The organism is Flavobacterium sp. FlaQc-48, from assembly GCF_044007335.1.
Taxonomy (GTDB): Bacteria; Bacteroidota; Bacteroidia; order Flavobacteriales; family Flavobacteriaceae; genus Flavobacterium.
The window spans coordinates 349739-374851 of record NZ_JBIPCR010000004.1 but is presented as its reverse complement, the minus strand read 5'-3'; the positions used below and the strand labels follow the sequence as shown (position 1 = coordinate 374851).

The window sequence follows — 25113 nt, the reverse complement described above, 5'->3', positions numbered from 1 at the left end:
AAACCTTTGCCTCTTTAAATCGTTTTTAAGCTTTCTATAAGCCAGTCGATATCTTCTTTGGTATTGCAATGGCTAAATGAAATTCGGAGGTTCGGTAATTTCAGTTCCGTTTCTGAAAGCATTTCTTTTAAAACATGTGAGGGTTTTATACTTCCGGACTGACAGGCGCTTCCTCTGGAAACCGCAATTCCCTTCATATCCAGACTAAACAAGAGCATCGAAGTCTTATCAGCAGAAAAAGGTAAAATGATGTTGATAATATTATAGAAATCCTCTTTTTTTCCGATGATTCTATATCCGGGAAAATGGATTTCCAGTTGATCAATCAGGTACATTTTTAAGCTGGTTATATAAGGCCTTTCCTGTTCTAAATTCGCATACGAAAGGGACAAAGCTTTAGCCATTCCAGCAATTTGATGTACCGCTTCAGTCCCGGCGCGAAGTCCTTTCTCTTGCTCTCCGCCAAAAATTAAAGGTTGCAAACCCGAATTTTTTCGGATAAAAGCAAAGCCTACACCTTTTGGACCGTGAAATTTATGCGCACTGGCCAAAATAAAATCCACAGGAGTTTTTTGAAGATCAATTTCTGTTTTCCCAACAGACTGAACAGTATCTGAGTGAAATAAAGCATTATATTGTTTGCAGATAACCCCAACCCTGTCCAGATCTAAAATTGTTCCTGTTTCGTTGTTTACATGCATCAGACTCACTATTGTCTTTTTCTCTTCGGCTAATAAATTTGATAAATGCGTTAAATCGATACTTCCGTCCGGATTTACATTCACATAATCAACCTGAACATTGTATTCAGCTTCTAACACTAATACCGTATGAAGGACTGCATGATGTTCAATTTTAGTAGTAATAATGCGTTCTGTTTTAAGATCTTCAACAGCTGAGCGAAGAATCCAATTATCTGCTTCAGTTCCTCCTGAAGTAAAAATAATTTCCTGTGCAGTACACTTTAAATGTTTGGCAATACTTTTTCTGGAAAGTTCTAAAATGGTCTTTCCATTTCTTCCAAAGCTGTGTGTAGAAGAGGGATTACCAAAATCTTCGGTCATAACTTTTGTCATCTCCTGAATCACTTCAGGGCGTATAGCAGTAGTAGATGCGTTATCGAGGTATACTTTTTTCATTACCGCAAAGTTATGAAATATCAATTGTCAAATCTTAAATATCATTTGCGAAATTTTTCACTATTTTTGACCTCAAATAAAATTACGATGAAAAAATATGCAAGCCTTCTATTATTTGCGCTTTTATTAAATGGTTGCGATGATGGTGATTTAACGGTAGACTCTGTTGATTTTGAAGACATATCAATACAAAGCTGTGATCCTCTTTTAAATACTTTACTTTATAAACTAAAAGATCAGGAATCATTATTACTGCAATTACCTCTAAATACTCTTAAAAATGATGCTACAACAATAGGTGATCCAACAGTAATAAATATCGATAGTCAGGGAAATGGTTCCTACCGTTTTCTATACAGGGCTTATGATGGTACAGTGGCAACGGCAAACATTTGCAATGCAATACCTCCCAAAGCACCAAATGTAACAGAAGAATGGCTGGCAACTTCAGGACAAATAGTAATTTCATCCGTTCAGATTACTGAAGAAGATGCAACCACCAAAGCCACTAAAATTACAGGATATACGCACGATATCAATTTAAAAAATGTAACCTTCTTAAAACCTTCGGGACCAACTCAGGTTCAGGAAGATTTTCCTTTTGGGACTTATAAAACTACAATAACCACTCCTATCGTAGTTACTTTTACAGATACAAATAATGCCCGATACTGTAGCGTACAACAAAAAATTTATAACGAGAATGGCACAACGGCCCTTGTAATTAAAAATCTTGACCCTGCCTTGATAAAACCTGAAGCTACTCCTGTAGGCGTACCCAGAACCGGTTTGATCAATGCCACTGCGACAACAAACAATGTAAATTACGAAATTTACAGTAGTACATTACCAATCAATACAAGTGGTTATTTTTGTACTAGTGTAACACAAACCACTCCTACGGTACAAGAATCGTGGGCTGGTAAAGCTGGTGTTACTGCAGATAATACCGGTATCATAGAAGTTACAACAACAGAAGAAACCAATTTGTTTAGACACAAAATTATCCTTAGAAGTACAACACTCCAAAAAGGGAATAGCAGTTTTATGCTTGGAACTTCGTTTTTAGTAGGAAGCATTACTATTAATAAATAATAGTTTAAATCGAGTTTTCGGGTTTTAAAATCCCATTTTAAATTCTTACAAAAAAACATCCGTTTTTCGACCAGATTTCACCTTGAAACTGATAGAAAAACGGATGTTTTTTTTATGCTTAAAACCTGGCTGTTTTCGACTCCGGAAACGTCTTATTTATTGTTTTGCCTAAAATAAACTTCAGTCGCTCCTAAGCCATATTTTTGATAATTGGCATCCTGAAAATCGATTCCGTCGTAACGCCCTAATAAAAAATCAAGCTCGGCTTTTAAAATTCCTTCACCTACACCATGAATAAAAACAATTTTTGGAATGCGGTTTTTGATCGCAAATTCAATGTGTCTTTTTGCAGTTTCGGTTTGCAGAGTCAGAATATCATAATTCGACATTCCGCGTTTGTTGGGAACCAGTTTTTCGATATGTAAATCAAATTCCGGAGCTGCAATTTCACGTTTATCCTTCTTTTCTTTTACAAAACTTCGTGCTTTTGGCTCTGTTTTCTCTTTTGTAATCTCATCTAAATCAATTCTTTTAATAGAATTCATTAAGTTACTGGATTCCTGAATCTTAATCAATTCATTGACAAAAAATGTCATCGTAAATCCATCCTCTGTTTCGATCAAAACCTCATTGTTTTTCACTGAAACCACTGTTCCGTTTATCGCTTCGTCTAAGACAGAAACCTTATCTCCTTTAGTCAACATCCTGCTCCTCTTTATCTTGGTTTTTACTCGGTGTTTTTGCACTTAACTGCATCATTCCAAACATGAAAACTGCAATCGCAATTACTGTTATGTAGATATTTTTTTCCGGTGATACCTGCTCATATAGTGCAACCGAGATGGCAAGAATCATTATTAAAATTTTAAACGCTTTCATTTTTTTAAAGTATTACGAAGTCAAAAGTATAAAACTTTAAAATAGCAGTTCTTAACTCTTGACATGATATTGTTATTTTTTTGGGAAAACTACAAAAAAACACCCTGCTGAATTCAAAAAATCATATACTAAAAACGACTCAAAGATAATCTTTGAAACAGACTGTTTAAGATGCAATACCCGGCACTCATTATTCCTACTTCCGGATCACCGTTTTTCAAGTCTAAAAGTAGGTATAACTACTATCGCTTTCGTCTGTAATTTTCGTTATTTTGAATCTATTATTTTTTAGAAGAGCCAAAAAATTATCACAAATTACATTGAAGTTAACGGATCTTAAATTTGATTTTTACACAGGAAGATATCATCACTTCTGACTTTTTACATTTGACTTATGGCTTCAAAAAAAAAAATTACTTTTTAATCTGATTCAAAATGTCGTTCATCATTTCGATTTGAACTTTTTGAATTTCGATTAATTCCTGTTGCTGGTGCATAATTAAGTGGTCAATTTTGTCATGGATCATTCTAATTTCCAATTCTGATTTCAGGTTGATCATATAATCTTTTTTGGCACGATTTCGATCTTTCTCTTCCTGACGGTTTTGGCTCATCATAATTACCGGAGCCTGCAGTGCGGCAATACAGGATAAAATTAAATTCAGTAAAATAAACGGATAAGGATCAAATCCTTTATTGACCAAAATATAAACATTTGCCGCTATCCAGAGTACAATAAAAAGCAAAAACGAAATGATAAAGGTCCAGCTTCCGCCAAAATCAGCCACCTGATCGGCTACTCTTTGACCAAAACTTCTGACCTCTGCTTCATCTTCAACAATACTCACAATCGACTTATCTTCTTTTAAAGATTCAAGAACACTTTTCTCCAAATCAGAAAGTGCTCCGATTTCAGTAGACAAATAATTTGAAATGTATTTTTGACGATAGGAATTCAGTTCCTTAACCGCTATAAAATCACTATCACAAAAAGAAGGGTGGTCCTTTACAATAAGCCCTAAAATAGGGTCGTGAATCGATTTTCCGGAAACTTTTTCTTTTGCAGGAAAAGACAGGTTAGAAATAGAGCTTTTAAAAGTGGGATCGTTTTTCATTTTTAATAAATTTTACAGGCGAATTTACGCATTTAACTTCTTAAGAATCATATAAATTATTCCTGCCTTAAATTATTTCATTTATCACAAATACAATCTTCAAAACAAAATTTCTTTATAAAATTCGTGCCCTTATTTACAAAAAACACCTTACTTTTAACGTTTCAAAATATCCATTCAATTTTACAATTGTGACAAAAGACACTATCATACAAAACATACAGGCTCTAAAAAACCATTCTAATATAAATTACGGAATCAAAACCAAAACAGAAGATTTTACCGAGAAGCTTTTTTATACCCTTTTTGATTCGAATGCCGCTTTAAATGAAAGCATCGATGAACTGGAAATCCGCTTTAAAGAAATTGCTGTTTTAGCCTGCAAGAAACCACAAAATTTATGCGAATCGATCTGGGATCGCTTTCTGGAAAAATTACCTGGTGTTTTAGAAAAATTAAATCAGGATGCTGAATATATTCTCGAAAATGATCCGGCCTCAAACAGTATTGATGAAGTTTATCTAGGATATCCCGGTTTTTATGCCATTGCCATTTACAGATTAAGCCATGAACTTTATCAATTGGATTTATTGCTTTTCTCAAGGTTAATGAGCGAATATGCCCATCGTATTACCGGAACAGATATTCATGCAGGAGCCGATATTGCATCGCCTTTTTTTATTGATCATGCTACCGGAATTGTTATTGGAGAAACAACCGTTATTAAAAAGCATGTAAAAATTTATCAGGGTGTTACTTTAGGCGCCCTAAGCGTAAGTAAGGATATGAAAAATGCCAAAAGACATCCAACTGTAGAAGCGAATGTGTGCATTTATGCAAATGCTACTATTCTGGGAGGCGAAACCACTATTGGAAAAGATAGTATCGTGGGAGGAAATGCCTGGATCACCAAATCGATTCCACCGGGTTCCGTCGTACTTAATACCACTACAACCGAAGTTAAAATAAAAGAAAAAAAATAAAATGAATGCACAGAAATTGCTAAACCTGATTGGAAACACTCCTTTGATGGAAACTGTCAATTTGGTTAAAAATAAAAACGTAAAACTTTTACTAAAACTGGAAGGGAACAATCCCGGTGGAAGTGTAAAAGACAGGGCAGCATACAATATGATTGCTTCGGCCCTGGAAAGAGGCGAGATAAAAAAAGGAGATAAACTAATTGAAGCGACAAGTGGCAATACAGGAATTGCCCTTGCCATGATCGCACAATTGTTTCAAATCGAGATCGAATTGGTTTTACCGGAAGATTCTACAAAAGAAAGAACCCAAACCATGCGTGCTTATGGCGCTACAGTCATTTTAACGCCTGCCAGCGAAGGTATTATCGGTTCACGTGATTATGCCGATAAAAAAGTGGCAGAAGGCGGTTATATCATGCTAAATCAATTTGCGAACGATGACAACTGGAAAGCTCACTATAAAACTACTGGTCCTGAAATCTGGGATGATACTGACGGGACTGTTACCCACTTTGTTTCGGCAATGGGAACAACAGGAACGATCATTGGAACTTCTACTTATTTAAAAGAAAAAAATCCGGCAGTTCAGATTATTGGTGCACAACCAAGCGACGGTTCTCAAATTCCGGGAATTCGCAAATGGCCACAAGAATACTTACCTAAAATTTTTGATGCTTCAAAAGTAGATACTGTTGTAGACGTAAGTGAAGAAGAAGCCAGAGCAATGACCAAAAGATTAGCTCTCGAAGAAGGTGTTTTTGCCGGAATGAGCAGCGGAGGTTCTGTTGCCGTTGCCCTAAAAATTGCCGAAGAACTAGAATCAGGTGTTATTGTTGCCGTGATCTGTGATCGTGGTGATCGTTATTTGTCTTCGGATTTATTTGATTAAAGAAAGGTTCAAAGGTGCAAAGGTTCATAGGGACAAAGTTTTTAGAAATTAACCCTAAAGCTTTTACACCTTTAAAAAAACTTCTGGGTATAAAAAAGACGCACTACTGTGTTCCTCTACAAAAAACCTTTGCACCTTTAAAAAAACCAGTGTTAATCTGTTCAATCCGTAAAATCCGTGGGCATAAAAAAGACGCACTGCCTGAACTGCCCCCAAAAACCTTTGCATCTTTGCAACTATGAACCTTTGAACCTTAAAAAAAAATGAACTACAGAAAACTAGGAAAAACAAACTTCAATATCTCTGAAATCTCACTTGGTACCTGGCAGGTTGGGGGAAAATGGGGATCAGGATTTAATGATAAAACCGCTGATGAACTTATAAATACCGCAATTGACAATGGCGTAAATTTTATCGATACTGCCGATGTTTACGAAAATGGCTTAAGTGAAACTGCTGTGGGACGTGTGGTTCGTTCCCGATCTGAACGTATTTATGTGGCTACCAAATGTGGCCGACATATTAATCCGCATGTTAGCGAAGGCTATCAGCCAAAAGTACTTCAAAAATTTGTAGAAGACAGTTTAAAAAGAACAGGATTAGAAACACTGGATTTAATTCAGTTGCACTGTCCTCCTACTGAAGTTTTTTACCGACCTGAAATTTTTGAAATGTTTGACCGTTTAAAAGAACAGGGGAAAATTTTAAATCTGGGTGTGAGCGTCGAAAAAGTAGAAGAAGCCTTGAAGGCTATCGAATATACAAACGTAACTACGGTTCAAATTATTTTTAATTTGTTTCGTCAGCGCCCTTCACAATTATTTTTTTCTGAAGCCAGAAAAAAAGATATCGGAATTATTGCGAGAGTACCTCTGGCAAGCGGACTTTTAACAGGTAAATTTGATTTAAAAACTACTTTTGGCACACAGGATCATCGAAATTTTAATCGTAACGGAGATGCTTTTGATAAAGGTGAAACTTTTTCGGGTATTGATTATGAATTGGGTCTCGAAGCAGTCGAAAAACTAAAAGCTTTATTTCCGGAAACCACTAATCTTGCCCCAATAGCCTTACAATGGATTTTAAGTTTTGAAGATATTAGCTGTATTATTCCGGGAGCATCTACAACAAATCATGTATTATCAAACCTGTCTGTTTATGATTTACCGAAATTAAGCCCTGAAAAGATTTCAGCCATGAATGAAATCTACGAAGAATATATAAAACCTGCAGTACACCAGCTGTGGTAATTTAAAGAAGCTAAGTTACTAAGATTCTGAGGTTCTAAGTTTTTTTTATGAACCTCAGTCCTTTTTTGAAGTTTATAAAAATTATACTGAATTGAATTTTCAACTTCTAACTTTTACCATTTACCCTTAGACATCAAACTCAATTCTAAATTCAGCGCCTTTATTTTTGCCTTCGCTTGTCGCGCTAAGAGTTCCTTTGTTTTTTTCGATAATTTTTTTACATAAATACAAACCAATTCCTGTTGAAGATTCATTGGCAGTTCCTAAACGGCTCATTTTGGTAAACTTTTTAAACAATTCATCGATCTGATTTTTATCAAAACCAATTCCTTTGTCTGTAACCGTTATTATAAATTTTGAATTTTCATTGTAAATTCTAACTCTTACCTCACTATCAAAATAAGAGAATTTAACGGCATTGCTAATTAAGTTTACCACAACCTGAACCAGTAAACCTTCATCAATTCTCAGTTTGGCTTCAATTAACTCCAGGTCTAAACTCAGCTTAATATTCTTATCAATCAAACGTTGTTCTACCTGTTCATTTATAAAAGGCAAAATATTAGGAAACGATATCATTCTCATTTCCAGGTTACCTTTTGCAACCCTATCCTGTTCTTGCAGAAGTTTGATGAAATTTTCAATATATCGAAACTGCAAATTGGTTGATTCGCAAATTAATTCTGCCAGTTGACGAACAGATTCCGATGGGTTTTCACTTATAATTAAATTAGCCAGCCCCTGAGGATTTCCGGCAAAGTTTTTCAAATCGTGAGAGAGCATATAAATCAAATCCTGTTTTTCATTGATAAAGCTTTCCGCTTCATAAATAGATTCCTGAATATTGCAAAGCAGCAAACCGGCTTCATCACTATATTCTGTGGGCAAGAGCGATAATTTTCTATTATTTCTGTAATCATCTAATGATTTTGACGCAAGCGAAATGGGTTTAATCAACTGATTTAAAACCAAAAGTGTAATTAAAGTCGCCAATAAAGTCATTAACAAGGAAAAAATTAAAATCGAAGTAGGCGAAACACTATGATTGTAATAAAGTACAAAAAACAAAATTCCGATTAAGGGAATATGAATACCTATAAAAGCAACAAATAAAAATTTGAAGGCATAACTTTTTTTCAAAAAGCTAATTTGTGAAAGATTATGATACAACTTCATAAAAATATAACAATCTATAGATTAAAAACAGCAGATTTAGGGTGAATTGGCAGAAACAAAGTTAAGTTTTAAACTCAATTAAAATAATAAATTAAACAAATTGATAAAATATTTTAAAAATTAAATTTGAAAAAGTTTACAAACCCTTATTTTTGCGCTATGGGAAGAAAAAATACAGACAAAGTTGTCTTTCATCAGATTCAGGTTCTGGATGCCGGAGCAAAAGGAGTATCAGTAGCAAAGGCTCCTGATGGTAAAGTAATCTTTATTCCGAACGTGGTTCCGGGTGATGTAGTTGACGTACAAACTTTCAAAAAAAGAAAAGCCTATTATGAAGGCAAAGCCGTAAAATTTCATGAACTATCAGAACATCGCATTGAACCTATTTGCGATCACTTTGGAGTTTGTGGCGGATGTAAATGGCAAAATATGAAATACAGTCAACAGCTGTATTACAAACAAAACGAAGTAAAAAATCATTTGCAGCGTATAGGAAAAGTAGAACTTCCTGAATTTGAAACCATTTTAGGTTCAGAAAAACAATTTTTCTACAGAAATAAAATGGAATTTTCATTTTCTAATGCCCGTTGGTTAACAGAACAGGAAATTGGAAGTACAGAAGATTTAGGAAACAGAAATGCACTGGGATTTCATATTCCGAAAATGTGGGACAAAATTCTTGATATTCAAAAATGTTATTTACAAGAAGATCCTTCGAATGCCATTAGAAACGAAATCAGGGATTTTGCCAATGAGCATAATTTAGCTTTCTTTAATCCAAGAGAGCAATCCGGTTTATTGAGAACTTTTATGATTCGTACAGCTTCGACTGGAGAAATCATGGTTTTAATTCAGTTTTTCGAAAATGACAAAAAAAACCGTGAACTTATCTTAGATCATCTTTACGGGAAATTCCCTCAAATTACATCGTTACAATATGTCGTAAATTCAAAACAAAACGATACTATTTACGATCAGGATATTAAATTATATAAAGGAAGAGACTATATCCTGGAAGAAATGGAGGGTTTAAAATTCAGCATTAATGCTAAATCTTTTTACCAGACCAACTCTGACCAGGCGTATGAATTATACAAAATAACACGCGATTTTGCAGGTCTTTCCGGCAACGAAACGGTTTATGATTTATATACAGGGACCGGAACTATTGCACAATTTGTTTCAAAAAAGGCAAAAAAAGTAATTGGTGTAGAAAGCGTTCCTGAAGCTATTTTGGATGCTAAAGCAAATGCTGAACGCAATAATATTACAAATTGCGAGTTTTTTGTAGGTGATATGAAAGTGGTATTCAACGAAAGCTTCATAGCACAACACGGAAAACCGGATGTTATTATTACAGACCCTCCAAGAGATGGTATGCATGCTGCTGTTATTGATCAGATTTTAAAAATTGCTCCTAAAAAAGTCGTTTATGTAAGTTGTAACTCAGCAACACAAGCACGTGATTTAGCTTTAATGGATGAAAAATACAAAGTAACACGTGTCAGACCTGTTGATATGTTTCCGCAAACGCATCATGTCGAAAATGTTGTACTTTTAGAACTTCGCTAACAAAATTTAAATGAAAAAAATAATCTCTCTTTTATTAATCTTCACCTTTGGTCTGTCAAGTTGTGAGAAAGACGATATTTGCGATGCAAATACTCCAACCACTCCCCGATTAGTAATTTCATTTTTTGAAAATAAGGCCCCGGCAGTACCCAAAAATGTAATTAATTTAAAGGTAGTGGGCGAAGGCAGCCCAAATGGGACAGGAATTATTTTTAACAAAACCGCTACTGACTCGACGCAATATATAACGAGTGCCAATACAATTTCTATTCCTTTAAGGACGGATAAGGATTCAACCACCTATAGTTTTATTTATGATGCTTATAACAGCAACCCTGCCGCAGTAAACACAGATGTTATTACATTTTATTACACCCGTCAGAATGTATATGTATCAAGAGCCTGCGGATTTAAAACTATTTTTGCACTGCAACCATCTTCAACTGATCCTCCAACAATTCCTTTTTTACAAACAGATCCTGCTGGTGACGGTTTTTGGATGCAAAGACTAATCTTACAGACGTATAACATTGATAGCGAAAATGAAGCACACCTTAAAATATACTTTTAGTTTTTTCTTATTGTTTTCAATGTTTTTGTGTCAGGCACAGGAAACGTCGGGCAAAACAGTAAAAAAAGAAATTCCTCAGCCGAAACCAAAAACTGAAGCAGCTGCTAAACCGGCAATTCAGGAAGCGAAACCGGATAGCATTAAAACAGATCGTTACGGTCTTCGTATAGGAGTCGATTTATACAAACTAACTCGTGGCTTATATGACAAAGATTATAAAGGTATCGAAGTTACAGGTGATTTTCGTCTGACTAAAAAATACTATCTGGCAGCTGAACTTGGTTTTGAAGACAAAACTACTGATGATGACCGCTTAAATTCGAGCGCAACCGGAACTTACATCAAAGGAGGTTTTGACTACAATTTGTATCAAAACTGGCTTGATATGGAAAACCTGATCACAATTGGTATGCGTGGTGGTTTCAGTACCTTTAGCCAACAATTAAACAGCTACAAAATCTACAACCCAAATCCGTATTGGGGAGAACAACCCGCAATTGCTGCCGGACAAAAATACACAGGACTTACAGCAGGCTGGATTGAAGTGACGGGAGGCGTAAAAGCAAAAGTTTTCAATAACGTATTTGTAGGTTTTAGTGTTCAGCTAAAATTATTAGTTGCCAATCAAAAACCTTCAGGATTTGACAATCTGTATATTCCCGGCTTTAACAGAACGTATGATGGAAATTTTGGAATTGGATTTAATTATACCGTTTCCTACTTCATTCCTATTTACAAGAAAAAAACCATTATACCTGTATTAACAAAACCTGCCCCTAAAAAGTAATTCCATAAAATGAAAAAAACACTTGTTCTTTTTGCCTTTAGTCAAATTGCTTTTGCTCAAAAAACAAGTATTAATACATTTTTACATTTTTCCGGAAAAATAGACCAGTATCCGATCGAAATGACTATCGAATTTCAACAGGGAAAAGATTCTGTTTCAGGAAGCTATTATTATGCAAAAAACGGAAAAGACTTCTCTATTTTCTTAAATGGTACTCTAAAAAATAACGAAGTAAAACTTAGCGAAACCACTTATGTTCCATCCAAAAATGGAAATGTTCCTAAAAACACAGGCAGTTTTTCATTAAGCCTCAACAGCAGCTATGAACTAAGCGGTACCTGGCACAACGTTAAAAAAGACAAAAAACTTGATGCGACCCTTACCTGCATCGAAAATCTGACTGCATTTAATCCTAAGAATTACCGTTACAAACTAAATCAGCACAAAGGCAAAGCTGAAAATACAAATGGTGAATTGTCCAATAATTTCTTAATTAGCGAGCTACAAATTTATAATTCAAAAAAAGAAAAAGTACAAATCCTTTCCGGATTTAATAAGGTTATTTACGATAAGGACGGCGAAGTTGAATTGGAAGATCTTAATTTTGACGGTCTTTTGGACATAAAAATTCCAATTTACTTTCCTGACCGGACTAAATATGACAGCAGTTTTCTTTATTTTATTTACGATAAAAAGAAAAATCAATTTGTCAGAGACACGAAACTTGAAGCATTAGAATATTTATTCTTTGATCAGAAAAACAAAGAGTTCGTTCGATATGAAGCAGATGGAAGCGGGAACGAATCTGCCTCTTATTACAAATGGTCCGGAAATACATTTTATTTAATTCGAAAATCTGAAAGTTTTGAAAATAGTGATAAAACACTTTATACTGAATATCAAATCAAAAATAACAAATCAGTAAAGGTCAAAGAATATCAAAAATAAAAAAGCCATGAATTTAAATTAATAAGTTCATGGCTTTTGTCATTTTATTTAATTTTAAGACAGCTGAAAATCTACAGCTGCATTGGAATGGATTAAAGCAGTATCAAAAATTGGAACAGTAAGATCTCCTGGTTTTATGACTAGTGGTATTTCGGTACAACCTAAAATAATTCCTTCGGCCCCTTCTTCTATCAATTGATTTGCAATTTCTAAATAGCGTTTTTTTGTTGCAGCTGTTACAACACCTTTCCCTAATTCTTCAAAAATGGTAGTGTGAATAAAATCACGGTCTTCATCCTTTTTCGGAATAATCGCTTCGATTCCTTTCTCAATAAGTTTATCCTTAAAAAAATCAAGTTCCATTGTAAACTTCGTTCCCAGCAAACCTGTTTTTTTAATTTCCTGTTTCTGAATTGCTACAGCAGTTGCGGTCGCAATATGAATAACAGGCAAATCAATTGCCTTTTCAAGCCTGTCAGCGATAAAATGCATGGTGTTTGCACACAAAACAATAGCTTCTGCCCCACCCGATTTTAAAAATTCACAACCTTTTAAAAGCATATTAAAAGTCGAATCCCAATCGTTGTTTTCATTATTCCTTTTTATATCAGCATAATTAAAAGAGTAAAGCAAACATTCTGAGAAGTTAAGCCCGCCCAGTTTATCATTTATACCCTCGTTTATAAGTTTATAATAATCAGCTGTAGAAACCCAGCTAATTCCGCCTATAAGTCCAATTATCTTCATCTAAAATCAAATTTTATTATCCAATTTCTCTAATTCCTTTTATAAAAATCCATTTCATGAAAAGTTTCTCCCCATCCTTGGTTTTTGCAGCCTGAAATTTAGGAGAGATCAACGTAGCCACTATAAATGCCGTCACCGGAATCCATAGTCCTGTTAATCCTGTATACACCGCTACCAGATATCTTCCTGCAATAAACAGAATTGCAAAACATCCTAATTGATATAAAAAAGCCCTTACTTGTAGTTTTGTCATTTTTTTTCTTTTTAAGGTTGAAAGTGACAAAGGTCCAAAGTGACAAAGTTGTTTACGCTCTGCCTTTGAACCTTTGCCTCTTTGTCACTATTCGTTCACTTGAAATTTCGTTCTCTTACTTCCTTCGTACATTTCGTATTTTACCAAACGGGCTTCAAGACTTGCGTTGAAAAGTTTGATTTTACGGGAAGGTTTTAATCCCACAAATTTCAATGCTTCAAGATTTGCCGTAATAAACCAGGCATTTGTTCCCGGATAACTTTTCTTTAAAGTATCTCCTATATTTTTGTAAAATTCTTCCATGTGAATATCCAGACGCTCATCATACGGCGGATTAAAAACCATGTGCAATTTTCCTTCAACCGCTTTTTCTGACTCAAAAAAGTTGTTTTCCTGAACTGTTACATAATCATCCAGATTGGCATTTTTGATGTTGTCTTTGGCTTTGTTGACAGCACTTGGCGCTTTATCAAAACCTTTAATGGTGTAATGAAACTCTTTTGTTTTTTTCATCAGACTGTTTACAATCTGATCGAACAGGTCATTATCCCAGTCTTTCCATTTTTCAAAAGCAAATTCTTTTCGGTTAATATTTGCCGGAATATTGCAGGCAATCATAGCGGCTTCTGCGAGGAAAGTTCCTGAACCACACATTGGATCAAGAAAATGACTTTGCCCTTCCCAGCCTGATAATAACAAAATTCCTGCTGCCAGAACTTCATTGATTGGCGCAATATTCGTTGCGGTTCTGTAACCACGTTGGTGTAATGAATTTCCTGATGTATCTAAAGCAACCGAAACCTGATCTTTATCGATATGAACATTGATTCTTAAATCAGGAAAAGCTTTATCAATACTTGGGCGCTGTCCTGTTCTTTCTCTGAACTGATCAACAATAGCATCTTTACATTTTTGAGAAACAAACTCAGAGTGATTAAAATAAGTCGAATGCACGGTGGCATCAATCACAAAAGTCTGATTGGCATTTAATAGTTTAGACCAGTTTACACCAGATATTCCTTTATATAATGCTTGTTCGTTATTTGCTCTGAATGAGTAAATTGGTTTTAAAACTTTAAGAGCCGTACGCAAAGATAAATTGGCTTTGTACATAAAACCTTTATCGCCTTTAAAGCTTACCATTCTTACCCCTTTTTCGACATCCTGAGCACCCAGAGCACGTAATTCTGTTTCTAATATTTCTTCAAAACCAAAAAAACATTTGGCTATCATTCTAAAATTTTCTTCCATCTTTATTTTTGAATTAAAAAACAACTCCAATCGCAGACGTATTAGCCATGCGCCTCTGCACAAACAATGATTATGCAGGTATCACTGCGAAATAGTTATTTTTTGGCAAAAATACACTAAATTTGCGGTACTTTGAATTAATTGAAATAGAATAAATGTCTGAAGCACCAAACTCATCAACACCAAATCAGGAGCGTAACACCGAAAATTGGTTTACTTCATGGTTTGACACTCCTTATTACCACATCCTTTACAAAGACCGAAACTACCGCGAGGCGCAAATTTTTATGGATAATCTAACCCATTATCTGAACCTGCCTGAAAAAGCAAAAGTTCTTGATTTAGCGTGCGGAAAAGGGCGTCATTCCATCTATTTAAATCAATTGGGATTTAACGTTTTAGGTGCCGATTTGTCTGAAAACAGCATTACAGAAGCCAGTAAAAACAGTAACGAAACCCTTCATTTTAAAGTACACGATATGCGTGAACCTTTTGAAGAGAAATTTGATGCTATTTTTAATTTATTTACCAGTTTTGGCTACTTCGAAAGTGATGATGATAATTTAACAACACTAAAAGCAATTAAAGAAAGTTTGTCTGAATATGGTTTTGCTGTAATTGACTTTATGAACGTGGCAAATGTAATTGAAACCCTGGTTCCTGAAGAAGTAAAAACTGTTGAGGGAATTGATTTTAAAATTAAAAGATACGTTCAGGACGGACATATTTTTAAAGAAATAGATTTTGAAGATCAAGGAAATAAATATCATTTTACCGAAAAAGTAAAAGCCCTGACTCTAAAAGATTTTCAGGAATTAATGGACGAAGCCGGAATTTTTCTGTTAGATATCTTTGGAGATTATAAGCTCAAAAAATTTCACAAAACGGAAAGCGAACGATTAATCATGATTTTTAAGTAACTGTTTAATTCTTTAACTGTTAATTTGTTTAATTGCTTAAGCAAACTAATAAAAACAATTAACCGATTAGACAAATCAACGATTAAACCAAAACGAAATGAATTATCTATTACCCTTATTTTCTGTACTTTTAGGTTATATGGTGGCTTTATTTTTGAAACCAAAAAACAAAACCAATCTAAAATTATTACTTGCTTTTAGCGGTTCATTTTTGTTGTCGTTAACCGTAATGCATTTGCTTCCGGAAGTTTACGCAACACACAATCATCATATTGGTGTCTTTATCATGGTTGGAATTTTATTCCAGATCATCCTCGAATTCTTCTCAAAAGGGGCTGAACACGGACATGTTCACGGACATGCACAAATGAGCCAGATCCCGTGGTTGCTTTTTATCAGTTTGTGTATTCATGCGTTTCTGGAAGGTTTTCCGGTGAGTCATCATCACGATTTAGCACTGGGGATAGCCATTCATCACTTGCCAATTGCCGTAATTCTGACTACCTTTTTTATTAATGCAAATCTCAATAAAAAAGCCATTTTTGCCTTTATGCTTACATTTGCTGTCATGACGCCACTTGGCACAATTGCATCTGAATACTTACCTTTTTTAAATGAATATTATACTGAGATTACTGCTGTCGTTATTGGTATTTTATTTCATATCTCGTCCACTATTATTTTTGAAAGTAGCGAAGGGCACAAATTTAATGTGGCCAAAGTTTCCATGATTATACTTGGAATTGTACTGGCATTTTTCTTATAATTTTTGATGAGCTTAGAAAAACGGGGACATCACAAAGCTTTAAGATTAGTTGTATCTTTTCTGGCTGCATTAAAAAAATAACACCACTTTCTCTTACAAAAAAAAGTCACCAGATGGCAATATATTTCATTGTTATAAGACCCAAAACTTTGTAACTTTGACCCTTGCAACTTAGACTCCAATATAAAAATGACATTTACGAATATTACAGAACAAGCATCAAAATATGAACATTTAGAAAAAATGTCTGTTCATGAGCTTTTAACCAATATCAATCAGGAAGACAAGACCGTTCCGAATGCCGTCGAAAAGGCAATTCCGCAAATTGAAACTTTAGTGGCGCAAATTGTTGCTAAATTAAAACTGGGAGGCAGAATATTTTATATTGGAGCCGGAACATCAGGTCGTCTTGGTGTAGTGGATGCTTCAGAATGTCCGCCTACTTTTGGTGTTCCTTTTGATTTAGTAAACGGAATTATTGCCGGAGGTGACACTGCCATTCGTCGCGCAGTAGAAAATGCCGAAGATAATGCTACACAAGCCTGGATAGATTTACAAGCTCATAATATCGATTCAAACGATGTGGTAATTGGCATTGCTGCCTCAGGAACAACGCCTTACGTTATTGGTGGCCTGCAAACATGCAATCAAAATAACATCGTAACAGGCTGCATAACCTGTAATGCCGGCAGTCCTTTGGCCCTTACAGCACAATTTCCTGTTGAAGTTGTTGTAGGCCCGGAATTCATTACCGGAAGCTCCCGAATGAAAGCCGGAACTGCACAAAAATTAGTTCTTAATATGATATCAACCGCTGCTATGATTCAAATAGGAAAAGTGAGAGGCAATAAAATGGTCGATATGCAACTGAGCAACATAAAATTAGTAGATCGTGGCGTAAAGATGATTATGGGAGAAATTTCGGTTTCCTATGAAGAAGCTTCAGCATTATTAAAAAAATACGGCAGCGTAAGAAATGCTGTTGACAATTATAAAAAGTAATTTTTTTTATAAAATGTAAATTAAGAGGTGGTAAAGTTTGTCAAACTTCAAACTAAAAAAACATGAAACCTCAAACTAAAATTAAAAAATGGCAACAAATAAAGAATTATTAGGAAAAGGAATTAAATATTTATCAGGCTCATTACCTCTTTTATTTATTGGACCATCATTAATTTACAATGCATTCATGAATCAGCATACCAATTGGCATTATCTCGTTTTAGGAATCGGAATCGTAGCTTGTTTGAGTGCCATGTTTTTAATTTTTTACGGATTGAAAATTATTATGAAAGGGTTATTTAATGACTAGTCATTTGACTTAACCACAACAAATAATTTTAAATCCTCTATTCAAATAAATTATGGAAAGTCTAATTCACATTCAGAAAACCTTCGAGAGAGTCGTTTACATTGATAAAAAAATCAACAATCGGGAGTTTGAAGATTGTGTTTTCAAAAACTGTGATTTCTCGAACAGTAATTTTGCCTACAATACTTTTTTAGATTGCGAATTTATCGATTGCAACTTATCGATGACAAGTTTATTTGGTACGAATTTAAAGAATGTGACTTTTAAAAATTGTAAACTCCTGGGAATCGCTTTTAACGAATGTGATGATTTTTTATTTCAGGTTTATTTTGAAGAAAGCACACTGGATTATGCTTCATTTTCGAATAAAAAAATGCCAAAAACAAAGTTTATCAATTCATCTGTAAGAGAGGTAACTTTTATTGGATGCAATTTAACAAATTCGTTATTTGATAATTGCAATCTTGAAGGTGCTATTTTTAATGATACACAATTAGCCTCTGTAGATTTTAGAACAGCCTATAATTATAAAATAGATCCGGAATTTAATCCCATGCGAAAAGCACAATTTTCTACTCAGGGAATTGTGGGGCTTTTAGACAAATACGATATTAAAATTGTCTGACGATTTATTTTTTAATTGTCCGTAATGCTCTCTTTATAATATAAAGAGTCTCTTCTTCCGGATTTTCAGCTTTCCACCTTTCACATAAATCCATTACAAAATCAGGTCTTGATTTACTCGCATCATTCAGCCAATTACCAACACTATCCTGAACATATTTGGATGAATCAGATTTTAAAGAGTTTAAAATTGCTGCTGCCAATTCCGGTTTCTTCTTAAGTTCTTCACTATGTTCACACCAAATACCTCTGGGTCTCGTCGATTCAGTTGCAAAACGTCTGATATTTTCATTTTCGTTAAAAGTCCATTTTAATAAAATTTCAAGGCTTTGATTCAAATTTTTCAGGATAACGGATCGAACAGCCAACCAGGAAATTTCTCTAACACCAAAATGTGTATCGGCTGCAAAAACCTGAATCTGCTCCAGCATTTCATTAATATTCAATTTTGAGTCTCTGCCTATGGTATAAGCTGTCCAGCAACGTACCAAATCAGATTTATGATTAGACATTTCTGCTAGTATTGTAACATCATTATTCAAGATCGATTGTCTCATTAATCCAACTCCAATGGCTTCGTTTACGGTATTAACGGTTAGCTTTTTCAAACTTTTAATGTCACACAAAACAGGCTCCAGATAACATGTCTTATCAAACTGCTCCAGTACATTTTTAAGTAAAAGAACCTGATCAACTGCCAGCCATTCAACCAGATTAGCCGTTTCAATTTCTCCCTTATTAAGTTGTTCCAAAATAGCCATAGGAATATCTTTGGCAGAGCGGGCTCCTTTGCGTTTTATAATACTCATAAAATAAATTTAAAATCCAACATTACAACATCTAACCGATTCATTCGATTTCGCTGGTGAAATCAATCGTTCTACATAAAAAATTGATTATTTTTGTAAATATCGGAAAGCTCAATTAACCGGGCAATACCGCATATTTTTATCCCGTAGGGATATAAAAGTCAATTTTATGCAAACAAAGAAACGAAATACAGAAAATAAAATTTGTCCCCTGGAAATTGCTGTAAACTCTATTAGCGGAAAATGGAAAATTCCTATTGTCTGGCAGATTAATGAAGGTAAAAAAAGACCTGGCGAATTGCTGCGAGGCATTGCAAAGGTAGACAGACGTGTTTTAAACCTACAGCTAAATGAGATGGTTGAGGACGGTATTTTAGTAAAAGAGTCATTTAATGAGCTCCCTCCGCGGGTTGAATACTCCTTAACCGAAACAGGCAAAAAATTAGTTGAAATACTCTGGAAACTTAATGACTGGGGAAAAGTATTGATTTCTGAAAATAAAATTGAATCTCTTTCCTAAAATTCTATAATTATGAAAACAAATGAATCTTATTTAGAAAGCGTTAAAAAGCAATTTTTATATTATAAAATGCTTGGCGAAAAAGCTATCCATCAATTAGAACCTGAACAACTTTTTATATCTGTAAACGAAGACACCAATAGTATTGCTACTATCATCAAACATATTTCAGGAAATATGCTTTCCAGATGGACCGATTTCCTCACTTCTGACGGGGAAAAAGAGTGGCGAAACCGCGATGCCGAATTTGAAAATGATTTAAAATCAAAAGAAGAGGTTCTTTCTCTTTGGAATAAGGGCTGGGATTGTTTTGAAAATGCTTTGAATGATTTAAAACCGGAGCAGCTTTCTGCTATTATTTATATCCGTAATGAAGGCCATACGGTTATAGAAGCCATAAATAGACAATTGGCACACTATCCTTATCATATTGGCCAAATCGTTTTTTACGCCAAACAATTAAAAAGCAGCAGTTGGGACAGTTTATCTATTCCGAAGAATAAATCGGGAAATTACAATGCCGAAAAGTTTGCTAAGGAAAAAGAAATTAAGAACTTTACCGATGATGAACTAAAAAGATTAAAATAACATTTTGTCAGACCGGGCGTAGTCGGGATCCTTTCGAAAATCAAATCTCTCTGACTTCACTCCGGACCCTATAAAACAAAGCCCCTGGCCCTGATGGAAGCGGCATCCTTTTGTAGCGGGGTTCGCTACAAAAGATATAGCGAACAGCAGGATTAGCCCCTAAAAAAAACCTTAATTAAAAATGAAAAAAATTATATTCTTACTGCCATTACTTGCTTTAGTTTCCTGTTATGATGCAGAGCACAATTGTAAAGATTTTAAAACTGGAAAATTCAAGTTTGAGTTTGACGTAAACGGCGTTAAAAAAACAACTGTTTTTGAACGCAAAGATGGTATTGAAATCGAAACTTTTGAAGGAAAAACAGATACCTCAACAGTACGCTGGGTAAGTGATTGTGAGTATATTTTGCAAAAGAAACACCCGAAAAACATGGCCGAAGAAAAAGCGATCAGCATGAAAATCCTTACCACTTCAAAAGATTCTTATACATTTGAATTTGGTATGGTCGGCTCTGATCAGAAACAACGCGGAACAGTCGTGAAAGTGGAGTAAAGAATCTAAACAACAACACTAAACCTTTTTGAGAATGGAAGTATTTTTAAATCCTGATGCCTGGATAGCCTTATTGACATTGACTTTTCTTGAAATTGTTTTAGGAATTGATAATATCATTTTTATTTCGATTGTAACAGGCAAATTACCCGAAGAAGATCGTAAAAAAGCAACTAGAATTGGTTTGTTTCTGGCTATGTTTATGCGTATCGCTTTATTGATGGGAATTTCATATCTAATTGCTATGAAAGCCACAATATTCAGTATAAACTGGGGGTGGTTTGAAGGTAATTTTACCGGGCAGGCCCTAATTTTATTTTTGGGAGGTTTGTTTTTAATTTATAAAAGCACCAAAGAAATCAGTGAAAAGGTAGACCATAAAGGAGAGGAAGAAAAGACAATTGAAACGGCAGCAAAAAAATCCTTTTCGAATGTAATTGTGCAAATTTTACTGATCGATTTAATCTTTTCCGTCGATTCCATTTTAACGGCGGTTGGTATGACTAATGGTGTTCCCGGTGCATTAACTATTATGATTACAGCAGTTATTATCTCGGTTTTGGTGATGATGCTGTTTGCGGTTCCGGTTGGAAATTTTGTCAATAAAAATCCTTCGATCCAAATATTAGGACTTTCGTTTTTAATCCTTATTGGATTTATGCTGATTACCGAAAGTATGCATTTATCCAATGCTGCGCTTGCAGGCGAACATATTGGCGCAGTTCCAAAAGGATACCTGTATTTTGCTATTTCATTTTCGCTCGCTGTAGAATTTATCAATATGAGAATTCGAAAGAAACAATCATAAATTAAAAGGTTCATTTTGGAGCTTTTTTTATGACTGTCAGAACGCAAAGAATAAACAAAACTTTATGTCTTTGTGACTTTCCGGCCTATTAAAAAAAGTTTAAAGGTGTTTCTTTTACATTTCTATTTTAAATGGTACTTTAGAACCTAAATCTAACGCATGAAAAATACCATTTCACAAAGAGTTGCCGACTTTTTAAAGAATTTCCCGCCTTTTAGCTTCCTGCACCAAAAGGATTTAGAAAAGCTATCGGAACAGATCTCTATTGTTTATAAAGAGAAAGACACTGTTATATTTGCTGAAAACGATAAAACGCATGATTCTTTTTATGTTGTTCACAAAGGTGCTGTAGCCCTTAAAAAAAGCCCGAAAAACACAGTCTTAGACATGTGTGACGAAGGAGATATTTTTGGATTGCGTCCGTTATTGGCGCAGGAAAATTATATTATGGAAGCCGTTGCGTATGAAGAAACTATTCTATATGCAATTCCAATTGCCGTTTTTAAACCTTATGCACTGGAAAACAGAACTGTTGGTAATTTTTTGATCGAAAGTTACGCCTCAAATACCCGAAATCCGTATTCAGACATTCATAAAGATAAATTGTATGGCGATGATTTGTTAAATGAAAATCTTCATTCCAGTAAGCACTCCTTTGATCTCGCCCCAATTAAATATTCCAAAAAAATTGTGACCTGCAGTCCGTCAACTACAGTTCGTGATATTGCAAAAATCATGAATCAGAAAAAAGTCGGTGCGATATTAATTGTCGATGAAATGCTGCCTATTGGTATCTTAACAGACAAAGACCTTCGCAATAAAATTGTTACGGGAGACTATTCGATCCTCACAACAGCGGAAACGATCATGACGAAACCGGTAATTACCTATCCTAAAAAAATGACTGTTACAGAGGCACAAATGGCCATGATGAAAAGTAATATCAGTCATTTATGCCTTACCAAAGACGGAACTACAAATACCAAAGCTGTCGGAATCTTATCCAAACATGATGTAATGGTAGCCTTAGGCAACAATCCTGCTGTATTAATAAAAGCTTTAAAAAGAGCCAAAAAAACAAAGGAAATAAAACCTATCCGAAACAGTATTATGGAATTGCTTCAGGGTTATCTGGATCAAAACATTCCCATGACCTTGATTTCTAAAATTATTACAGAATTAAATGAAGCCTGCACAACGCGCGTTATCGAAATTTCGTTAGAAAAAATGAGCAGTCCGCCTCCGGCAAAATTTGCATGGCTCGCACTAGGAAGTCAGGGACGCGGTGAACAGATGCTACATACGGATCAGGATAATGCCATTGTTTACGAAAATGTTTCTGATGTTTTTAAAGAGGAAACTAAGGTTTATTTCTTAAAATTTGCTGCCCTTGTCAATAAGGGCCTTTTTGAAATTGGCTATGAATATTGTCCTGCTGAAATGATGGCTTCGAACCCAAAGTGGTGTATGAGCCTTGATGAATGGAAAAACCAGGTGCACCACTGGATCACGAATCCCGGAAAAAATGAAGTTTTACTCTCTTTTATATTCTTCGATTATACGCTGACTTATGGAGATGCTAAAATTGTGGATGAACTTTCGGAATCTATTTTTGAAAATGTAAAAGCAAATCCTGTCTTTTATGTTCATTTGGTAAGTGGTGCTTTGCAAAGTCCCTCACCAACTGGTTTTTTTAGACAATTTTTGGTAGAACAGGACGGAGCCAATAAAGATCATTTTGATATTAAAAGAAGAGCGCTGATGCCTTTAACTGATGCAGCCCGGGTTTTGATTTTATCACATTCGGTTAAATCGATTAGCAATACGGCAGAACGATTTGAAAAGCTGGCCGGGTTAGAACCCAACAACAGGGAATTGTATTTGTCCTGTTCGTATTCGTTTAAAGCCTTACTAAAATTCAGAACCAAACAAGGGCTCCTGCATCACGATTCCGGACAATTTATTGCATTAGAATCGTTATCAAAAATGGAAAAGATCAAACTCAAAAGAACTTTTAAAACGATTAAAGAGCTTCAGGAATTAATTTCGATACGTTTTAATATTTCAAATCTGGTATAAGGTATGAGTTTATTTAATTTGTGGAAAAAAGAAGAAAATCTCTTTGACGAAAATAGTACCATTGAGGAAACTCGTTTTGTCGTTTTAGATACCGAAACTACAGGTTTTGATTACGATAATGACCGCATACTATGTATTGGAGCACTGGTACTCCAAAATGGCATTATAGCGATTCAGAACAGTTTTGAAGTTTATATTGAACAGGATCATTATGACAAATCGACTGCCCAGATTCACGGCATCTTAAAAGCTTTTGTTATTCCACGCCCCGGTGAATCAGAAGCCTTACAACAATTTTTGGCTTTTTTAGGAGATTCGGTTATTATTGCCCATCACACTATTTTTGATGTTACCATGATCAATAAAGCCTTAGAACGAAACGGATTACCTGAATTGACCAACAAGCGTTTAGATACCGCTATTTTATATAAAAAGACATTAATAAAATCGCATTTGTTTGAACGAAAAGATCACTATACTTTAGACGATCTTGCGGACAAATTTGATATTTCAAAAAAAGACCGTCATACCGCTTTGGGAGACGCTTACATCACTGCAATTGCTTTTTTGAAAATTGTAAAAAAATTAAAAGAGAAAAAAAACATTAATTTGAATGCTTTGTTTAAATAGAAAGCCTGATTTAAAATCAGGCTTTTAGCGTACATTAATCTTCTATAAAGAGTCGATACGGAAATACATTCGATGATCTATTTTTTAAATTTTTCATAAAACTGTGACACAAGTAATCCCATTCTACGGTGCGCCCCCGGGATATGTCGGATATGAAGAGGGTGGGCTGCTCGTCAATAAGATCAGACAAAAACCCTATTCTATTGTATTGTTTGATGAAATCGAAAAAGCACATACTTCTGTTTATGACGTGTTCCTTCAAATAATGGACGAAGGAAAACTACATGACCGACTAGGAAAAGAAGGCGATTTTTCGAATTCTATTATATTGTTTACCTCAAATATTGGTGCAGATCATATTGTGGAGACTTTCAATAGCGGTAAAATTCCAACTTCAACTTCTTTAATGGAGATTATGGGGAATTATTTCAGGCCTGAATTTTTAGGGCGTTTAACGGAGATTATCCCTTTTGCCCCTATCAGCAAAGAAAATGCTTTAAAAATATTTGAGATCCATCTTAAAAAAGAGTTTATGGATTTATTGAAGAATATTAATATTAAAGTCGAAATCCCGATGGAAGCCAAACTTTATCTTGCTGAAAATGGATACAATGCCAAATACGGAGCAAGACCTATAAAAAGTATTATAAGAAGCCATTTAAGAAGACCGTTAGCCAAGAAAATAATTTCAGGAGAAGTTAAAGATTGTGATACCATGACTGTTATAATTGAGAATAATGAAGTAAAATGGATTAAGGAAGAAATGGTCAACATTTCCTGAGAACTAAAATAATAAAAGGTATCCTATACAAAAAAAACGCTAAGAAATAAATCTTAGCGTTTTTCGTT

28 protein-coding genes and 1 pseudogene are annotated in these 25113 nt (G+C 34.7%); 20 read left to right on the top strand and 9 right to left on the bottom strand.

All coding sequences use genetic code 11. From position 1 onward, the window contains the following. Window positions 1-14: 14 nt before the first annotated feature. Window positions 15-1139, bottom strand: coding sequence for a cysteine desulfurase family protein (locus ACHRWY_RS09105; RefSeq protein ID WP_395353980.1), 1125 nt, complete (start codon window positions 1137-1139; stop codon window positions 15-17). An 87-nt stretch (window positions 1140-1226) separates the two neighbouring features. On the opposite strand from ACHRWY_RS09105, the gene ACHRWY_RS09100 reads away from it, so the two are divergent. Continuing rightward, window positions 1227-2234: a hypothetical protein gene (locus ACHRWY_RS09100; RefSeq protein ID WP_395353978.1), complete on the top strand. Its 1008-nt coding sequence runs from the start codon at window positions 1227-1229 to the stop codon at window positions 2232-2234. A 152-nt stretch (window positions 2235-2386) separates the two neighbouring features. Here ACHRWY_RS09100 and ACHRWY_RS09095 read toward each other — a convergent pair whose 3' ends face one another. The 3 genes from ACHRWY_RS09095 to ACHRWY_RS09085 all read right to left on the bottom strand — a co-directional run bounded on the left by ACHRWY_RS09095 (window position 2387) and on the right by ACHRWY_RS09085 (window position 4228). Beyond that, window positions 2387-2938, bottom strand: coding sequence for a Smr/MutS family protein (locus tag ACHRWY_RS09095; protein ID WP_395353977.1), 552 nt, complete (start codon window positions 2936-2938; stop codon window positions 2387-2389). Then, complete coding sequence (locus ACHRWY_RS09090) at window positions 2928-3113, bottom strand: hypothetical protein (RefSeq protein WP_395353976.1); 186 nt, start codon at window positions 3111-3113, stop codon at window positions 2928-2930. The genes ACHRWY_RS09095 and ACHRWY_RS09090 overlap by 11 nt, the downstream gene beginning before the upstream one ends. Window positions 3114-3526: 413 nt before the next feature. Then, entirely contained in the window at window positions 3527-4228 is a 702-nt protein-coding gene (locus ACHRWY_RS09085) for a DUF1003 domain-containing protein (RefSeq protein ID WP_395353975.1), read from the bottom strand. Between the two features lie 191 nt (window positions 4229-4419). Between ACHRWY_RS09085 and ACHRWY_RS09080 the strand changes: the two genes are divergently transcribed. From ACHRWY_RS09080 to ACHRWY_RS09070, 3 genes are all read left to right on the top strand, one after another. After that, window positions 4420-5211, top strand: a complete 792-nt coding sequence (locus ACHRWY_RS09080; protein ID WP_395353973.1) for a serine O-acetyltransferase — start codon at window positions 4420-4422, stop codon at window positions 5209-5211. A 1-nt stretch (window position 5212) separates the two neighbouring features. Then, the gene (gene cysM, locus ACHRWY_RS09075; protein WP_395353972.1) at window positions 5213-6100 is read left to right on the top strand and encodes a cysteine synthase CysM; all 888 of its coding nucleotides are present in this window, start codon (window positions 5213-5215) and stop codon (window positions 6098-6100) included. A 263-nt stretch (window positions 6101-6363) separates the two neighbouring features. Beyond that, the gene (locus tag ACHRWY_RS09070; protein WP_395353971.1) at window positions 6364-7350 is read left to right on the top strand and encodes an aldo/keto reductase; all 987 of its coding nucleotides are present in this window, start codon (window positions 6364-6366) and stop codon (window positions 7348-7350) included. A 126-nt stretch (window positions 7351-7476) separates the two neighbouring features. Here the strand turns inward: ACHRWY_RS09070 and ACHRWY_RS09065 are convergent, their stop codons facing one another. Next, window positions 7477-8490, bottom strand: coding sequence for a sensor histidine kinase (locus ACHRWY_RS09065; protein ID WP_395353970.1), 1014 nt, complete (start codon window positions 8488-8490; stop codon window positions 7477-7479). 195 nt (window positions 8491-8685) lie between these two features. On the opposite strand from ACHRWY_RS09065, the gene rlmD reads away from it, so the two are divergent. The 4 genes from rlmD to ACHRWY_RS09045 are packed head-to-tail and all read left to right on the top strand — an operon-like array spanning window position 8686 to window position 12404. Next, complete coding sequence (gene rlmD, locus ACHRWY_RS09060; RefSeq protein WP_395354064.1) at window positions 8686-10098, top strand: 23S rRNA (uracil(1939)-C(5))-methyltransferase RlmD; 1413 nt, start codon at window positions 8686-8688, stop codon at window positions 10096-10098. A gap of 10 nt (window positions 10099-10108) precedes the next feature. After that, a complete protein-coding gene (locus ACHRWY_RS09055) occupies window positions 10109-10669 on the top strand; it encodes a DUF6452 family protein (RefSeq protein ID WP_395353968.1) in 561 nt (186 codons plus the stop codon). Then, window positions 10641-11456, top strand: a complete 816-nt coding sequence (locus ACHRWY_RS09050; RefSeq protein ID WP_395353966.1) for a DUF6048 family protein — start codon at window positions 10641-10643, stop codon at window positions 11454-11456. Before ACHRWY_RS09055 ends, ACHRWY_RS09050 begins: the two co-directional genes overlap by 29 nt. Before the next feature lie 9 nt (window positions 11457-11465). Further along, window positions 11466-12404, top strand: coding sequence for an XAC2610-related protein (locus ACHRWY_RS09045; protein WP_395353965.1), 939 nt, complete (start codon window positions 11466-11468; stop codon window positions 12402-12404). A gap of 54 nt (window positions 12405-12458) precedes the next feature. Here the strand turns inward: ACHRWY_RS09045 and ACHRWY_RS09040 are convergent, their stop codons facing one another. The 3 genes from ACHRWY_RS09040 to ACHRWY_RS09030 form a co-directional block, all read right to left on the bottom strand. Next, window positions 12459-13151, bottom strand: a complete 693-nt coding sequence (locus tag ACHRWY_RS09040; protein WP_395353963.1) for an aspartate/glutamate racemase family protein — start codon at window positions 13149-13151, stop codon at window positions 12459-12461. A 16-nt stretch (window positions 13152-13167) separates the two neighbouring features. Then, entirely contained in the window at window positions 13168-13404 is a 237-nt protein-coding gene (locus tag ACHRWY_RS09035; protein ID WP_068843170.1) for a hypothetical protein, read from the bottom strand. Window positions 13405-13491: 87 nt separating this feature from the next. Continuing rightward, window positions 13492-14655 (bottom strand): class I SAM-dependent RNA methyltransferase, encoded by a 1164-nt coding sequence (locus ACHRWY_RS09030; protein WP_395353962.1) that lies wholly within the window; start codon window positions 14653-14655, stop codon window positions 13492-13494. Between the two features lie 155 nt (window positions 14656-14810). Here ACHRWY_RS09030 and ACHRWY_RS09025 point away from each other — a divergent pair, with 155 nt between their 5' ends. The 5 genes from ACHRWY_RS09025 (at window position 14811) to ACHRWY_RS09005 (ending at window position 18278) form a co-directional block, all read left to right on the top strand. Then, on the top strand, window positions 14811-15575 hold the full coding sequence (locus ACHRWY_RS09025; RefSeq protein WP_395353960.1) for a class I SAM-dependent methyltransferase: 765 nt from the start codon (window positions 14811-14813) through the stop codon (window positions 15573-15575). A gap of 97 nt (window positions 15576-15672) precedes the next feature. Next, complete coding sequence (locus ACHRWY_RS09020) at window positions 15673-16341, top strand: ZIP family metal transporter (protein ID WP_395353959.1); 669 nt, start codon at window positions 15673-15675, stop codon at window positions 16339-16341. Between the two features lie 189 nt (window positions 16342-16530). Then, a complete protein-coding gene (murQ, locus tag ACHRWY_RS09015; protein ID WP_395353958.1) occupies window positions 16531-17343 on the top strand; it encodes an N-acetylmuramic acid 6-phosphate etherase in 813 nt (270 codons plus the stop codon). A gap of 88 nt (window positions 17344-17431) precedes the next feature. Further along, window positions 17432-17653 carry a DUF6095 family protein gene (locus tag ACHRWY_RS09010; protein WP_017498392.1) on the top strand — a complete coding sequence of 74 codons (222 nt, stop codon included), beginning with the start codon at window positions 17432-17434 and terminating at the stop codon, window positions 17651-17653. A 52-nt stretch (window positions 17654-17705) separates the two neighbouring features. Continuing rightward, window positions 17706-18278, top strand: a complete 573-nt coding sequence (locus ACHRWY_RS09005; protein ID WP_395353956.1) for a pentapeptide repeat-containing protein — start codon at window positions 17706-17708, stop codon at window positions 18276-18278. Window positions 18279-18282: 4 nt separating this feature from the next. Here the strand turns inward: ACHRWY_RS09005 and ACHRWY_RS09000 are convergent, their stop codons facing one another. Further along, window positions 18283-19086, bottom strand: coding sequence for a DNA alkylation repair protein (locus ACHRWY_RS09000; protein ID WP_395353955.1), 804 nt, complete (start codon window positions 19084-19086; stop codon window positions 18283-18285). A 169-nt stretch (window positions 19087-19255) separates the two neighbouring features. On the opposite strand from ACHRWY_RS09000, the gene ACHRWY_RS08995 reads away from it, so the two are divergent. The 7 genes and pseudogenes from ACHRWY_RS08995 to ACHRWY_RS08965 form a co-directional block, all read left to right on the top strand. Beyond that, window positions 19256-19606 (top strand): winged helix-turn-helix transcriptional regulator, encoded by a 351-nt coding sequence (locus ACHRWY_RS08995; protein WP_395353953.1) that lies wholly within the window; start codon window positions 19256-19258, stop codon window positions 19604-19606. A 12-nt stretch (window positions 19607-19618) separates the two neighbouring features. Next, window positions 19619-20194 (top strand): DUF1572 family protein, encoded by a 576-nt coding sequence (locus tag ACHRWY_RS08990; protein WP_395353952.1) that lies wholly within the window; start codon window positions 19619-19621, stop codon window positions 20192-20194. A gap of 181 nt (window positions 20195-20375) precedes the next feature. Next, the gene (locus ACHRWY_RS08985) at window positions 20376-20747 is read left to right on the top strand and encodes a DNA topoisomerase IV (RefSeq protein ID WP_395353951.1); all 372 of its coding nucleotides are present in this window, start codon (window positions 20376-20378) and stop codon (window positions 20745-20747) included. A 34-nt stretch (window positions 20748-20781) separates the two neighbouring features. Beyond that, the gene (locus tag ACHRWY_RS08980) at window positions 20782-21555 is read left to right on the top strand and encodes a TerC family protein (RefSeq protein WP_395353950.1); all 774 of its coding nucleotides are present in this window, start codon (window positions 20782-20784) and stop codon (window positions 21553-21555) included. Between the two features lie 159 nt (window positions 21556-21714). Then, a complete protein-coding gene (locus tag ACHRWY_RS08975) occupies window positions 21715-23634 on the top strand; it encodes a DUF294 nucleotidyltransferase-like domain-containing protein (protein WP_395353948.1) in 1920 nt (639 codons plus the stop codon). Window positions 23635-23637: 3 nt separating this feature from the next. Continuing rightward, window positions 23638-24264 (top strand): PolC-type DNA polymerase III, encoded by a 627-nt coding sequence (locus ACHRWY_RS08970; RefSeq protein WP_395353946.1) that lies wholly within the window; start codon window positions 23638-23640, stop codon window positions 24262-24264. Window positions 24265-24388: 124 nt separating this feature from the next. Continuing rightward, a pseudogene (locus ACHRWY_RS08965) lies at window positions 24389-25045 on the top strand (AAA family ATPase); the annotation flags it as partial. Window positions 25046-25113 lie beyond the last annotated feature (68 nt).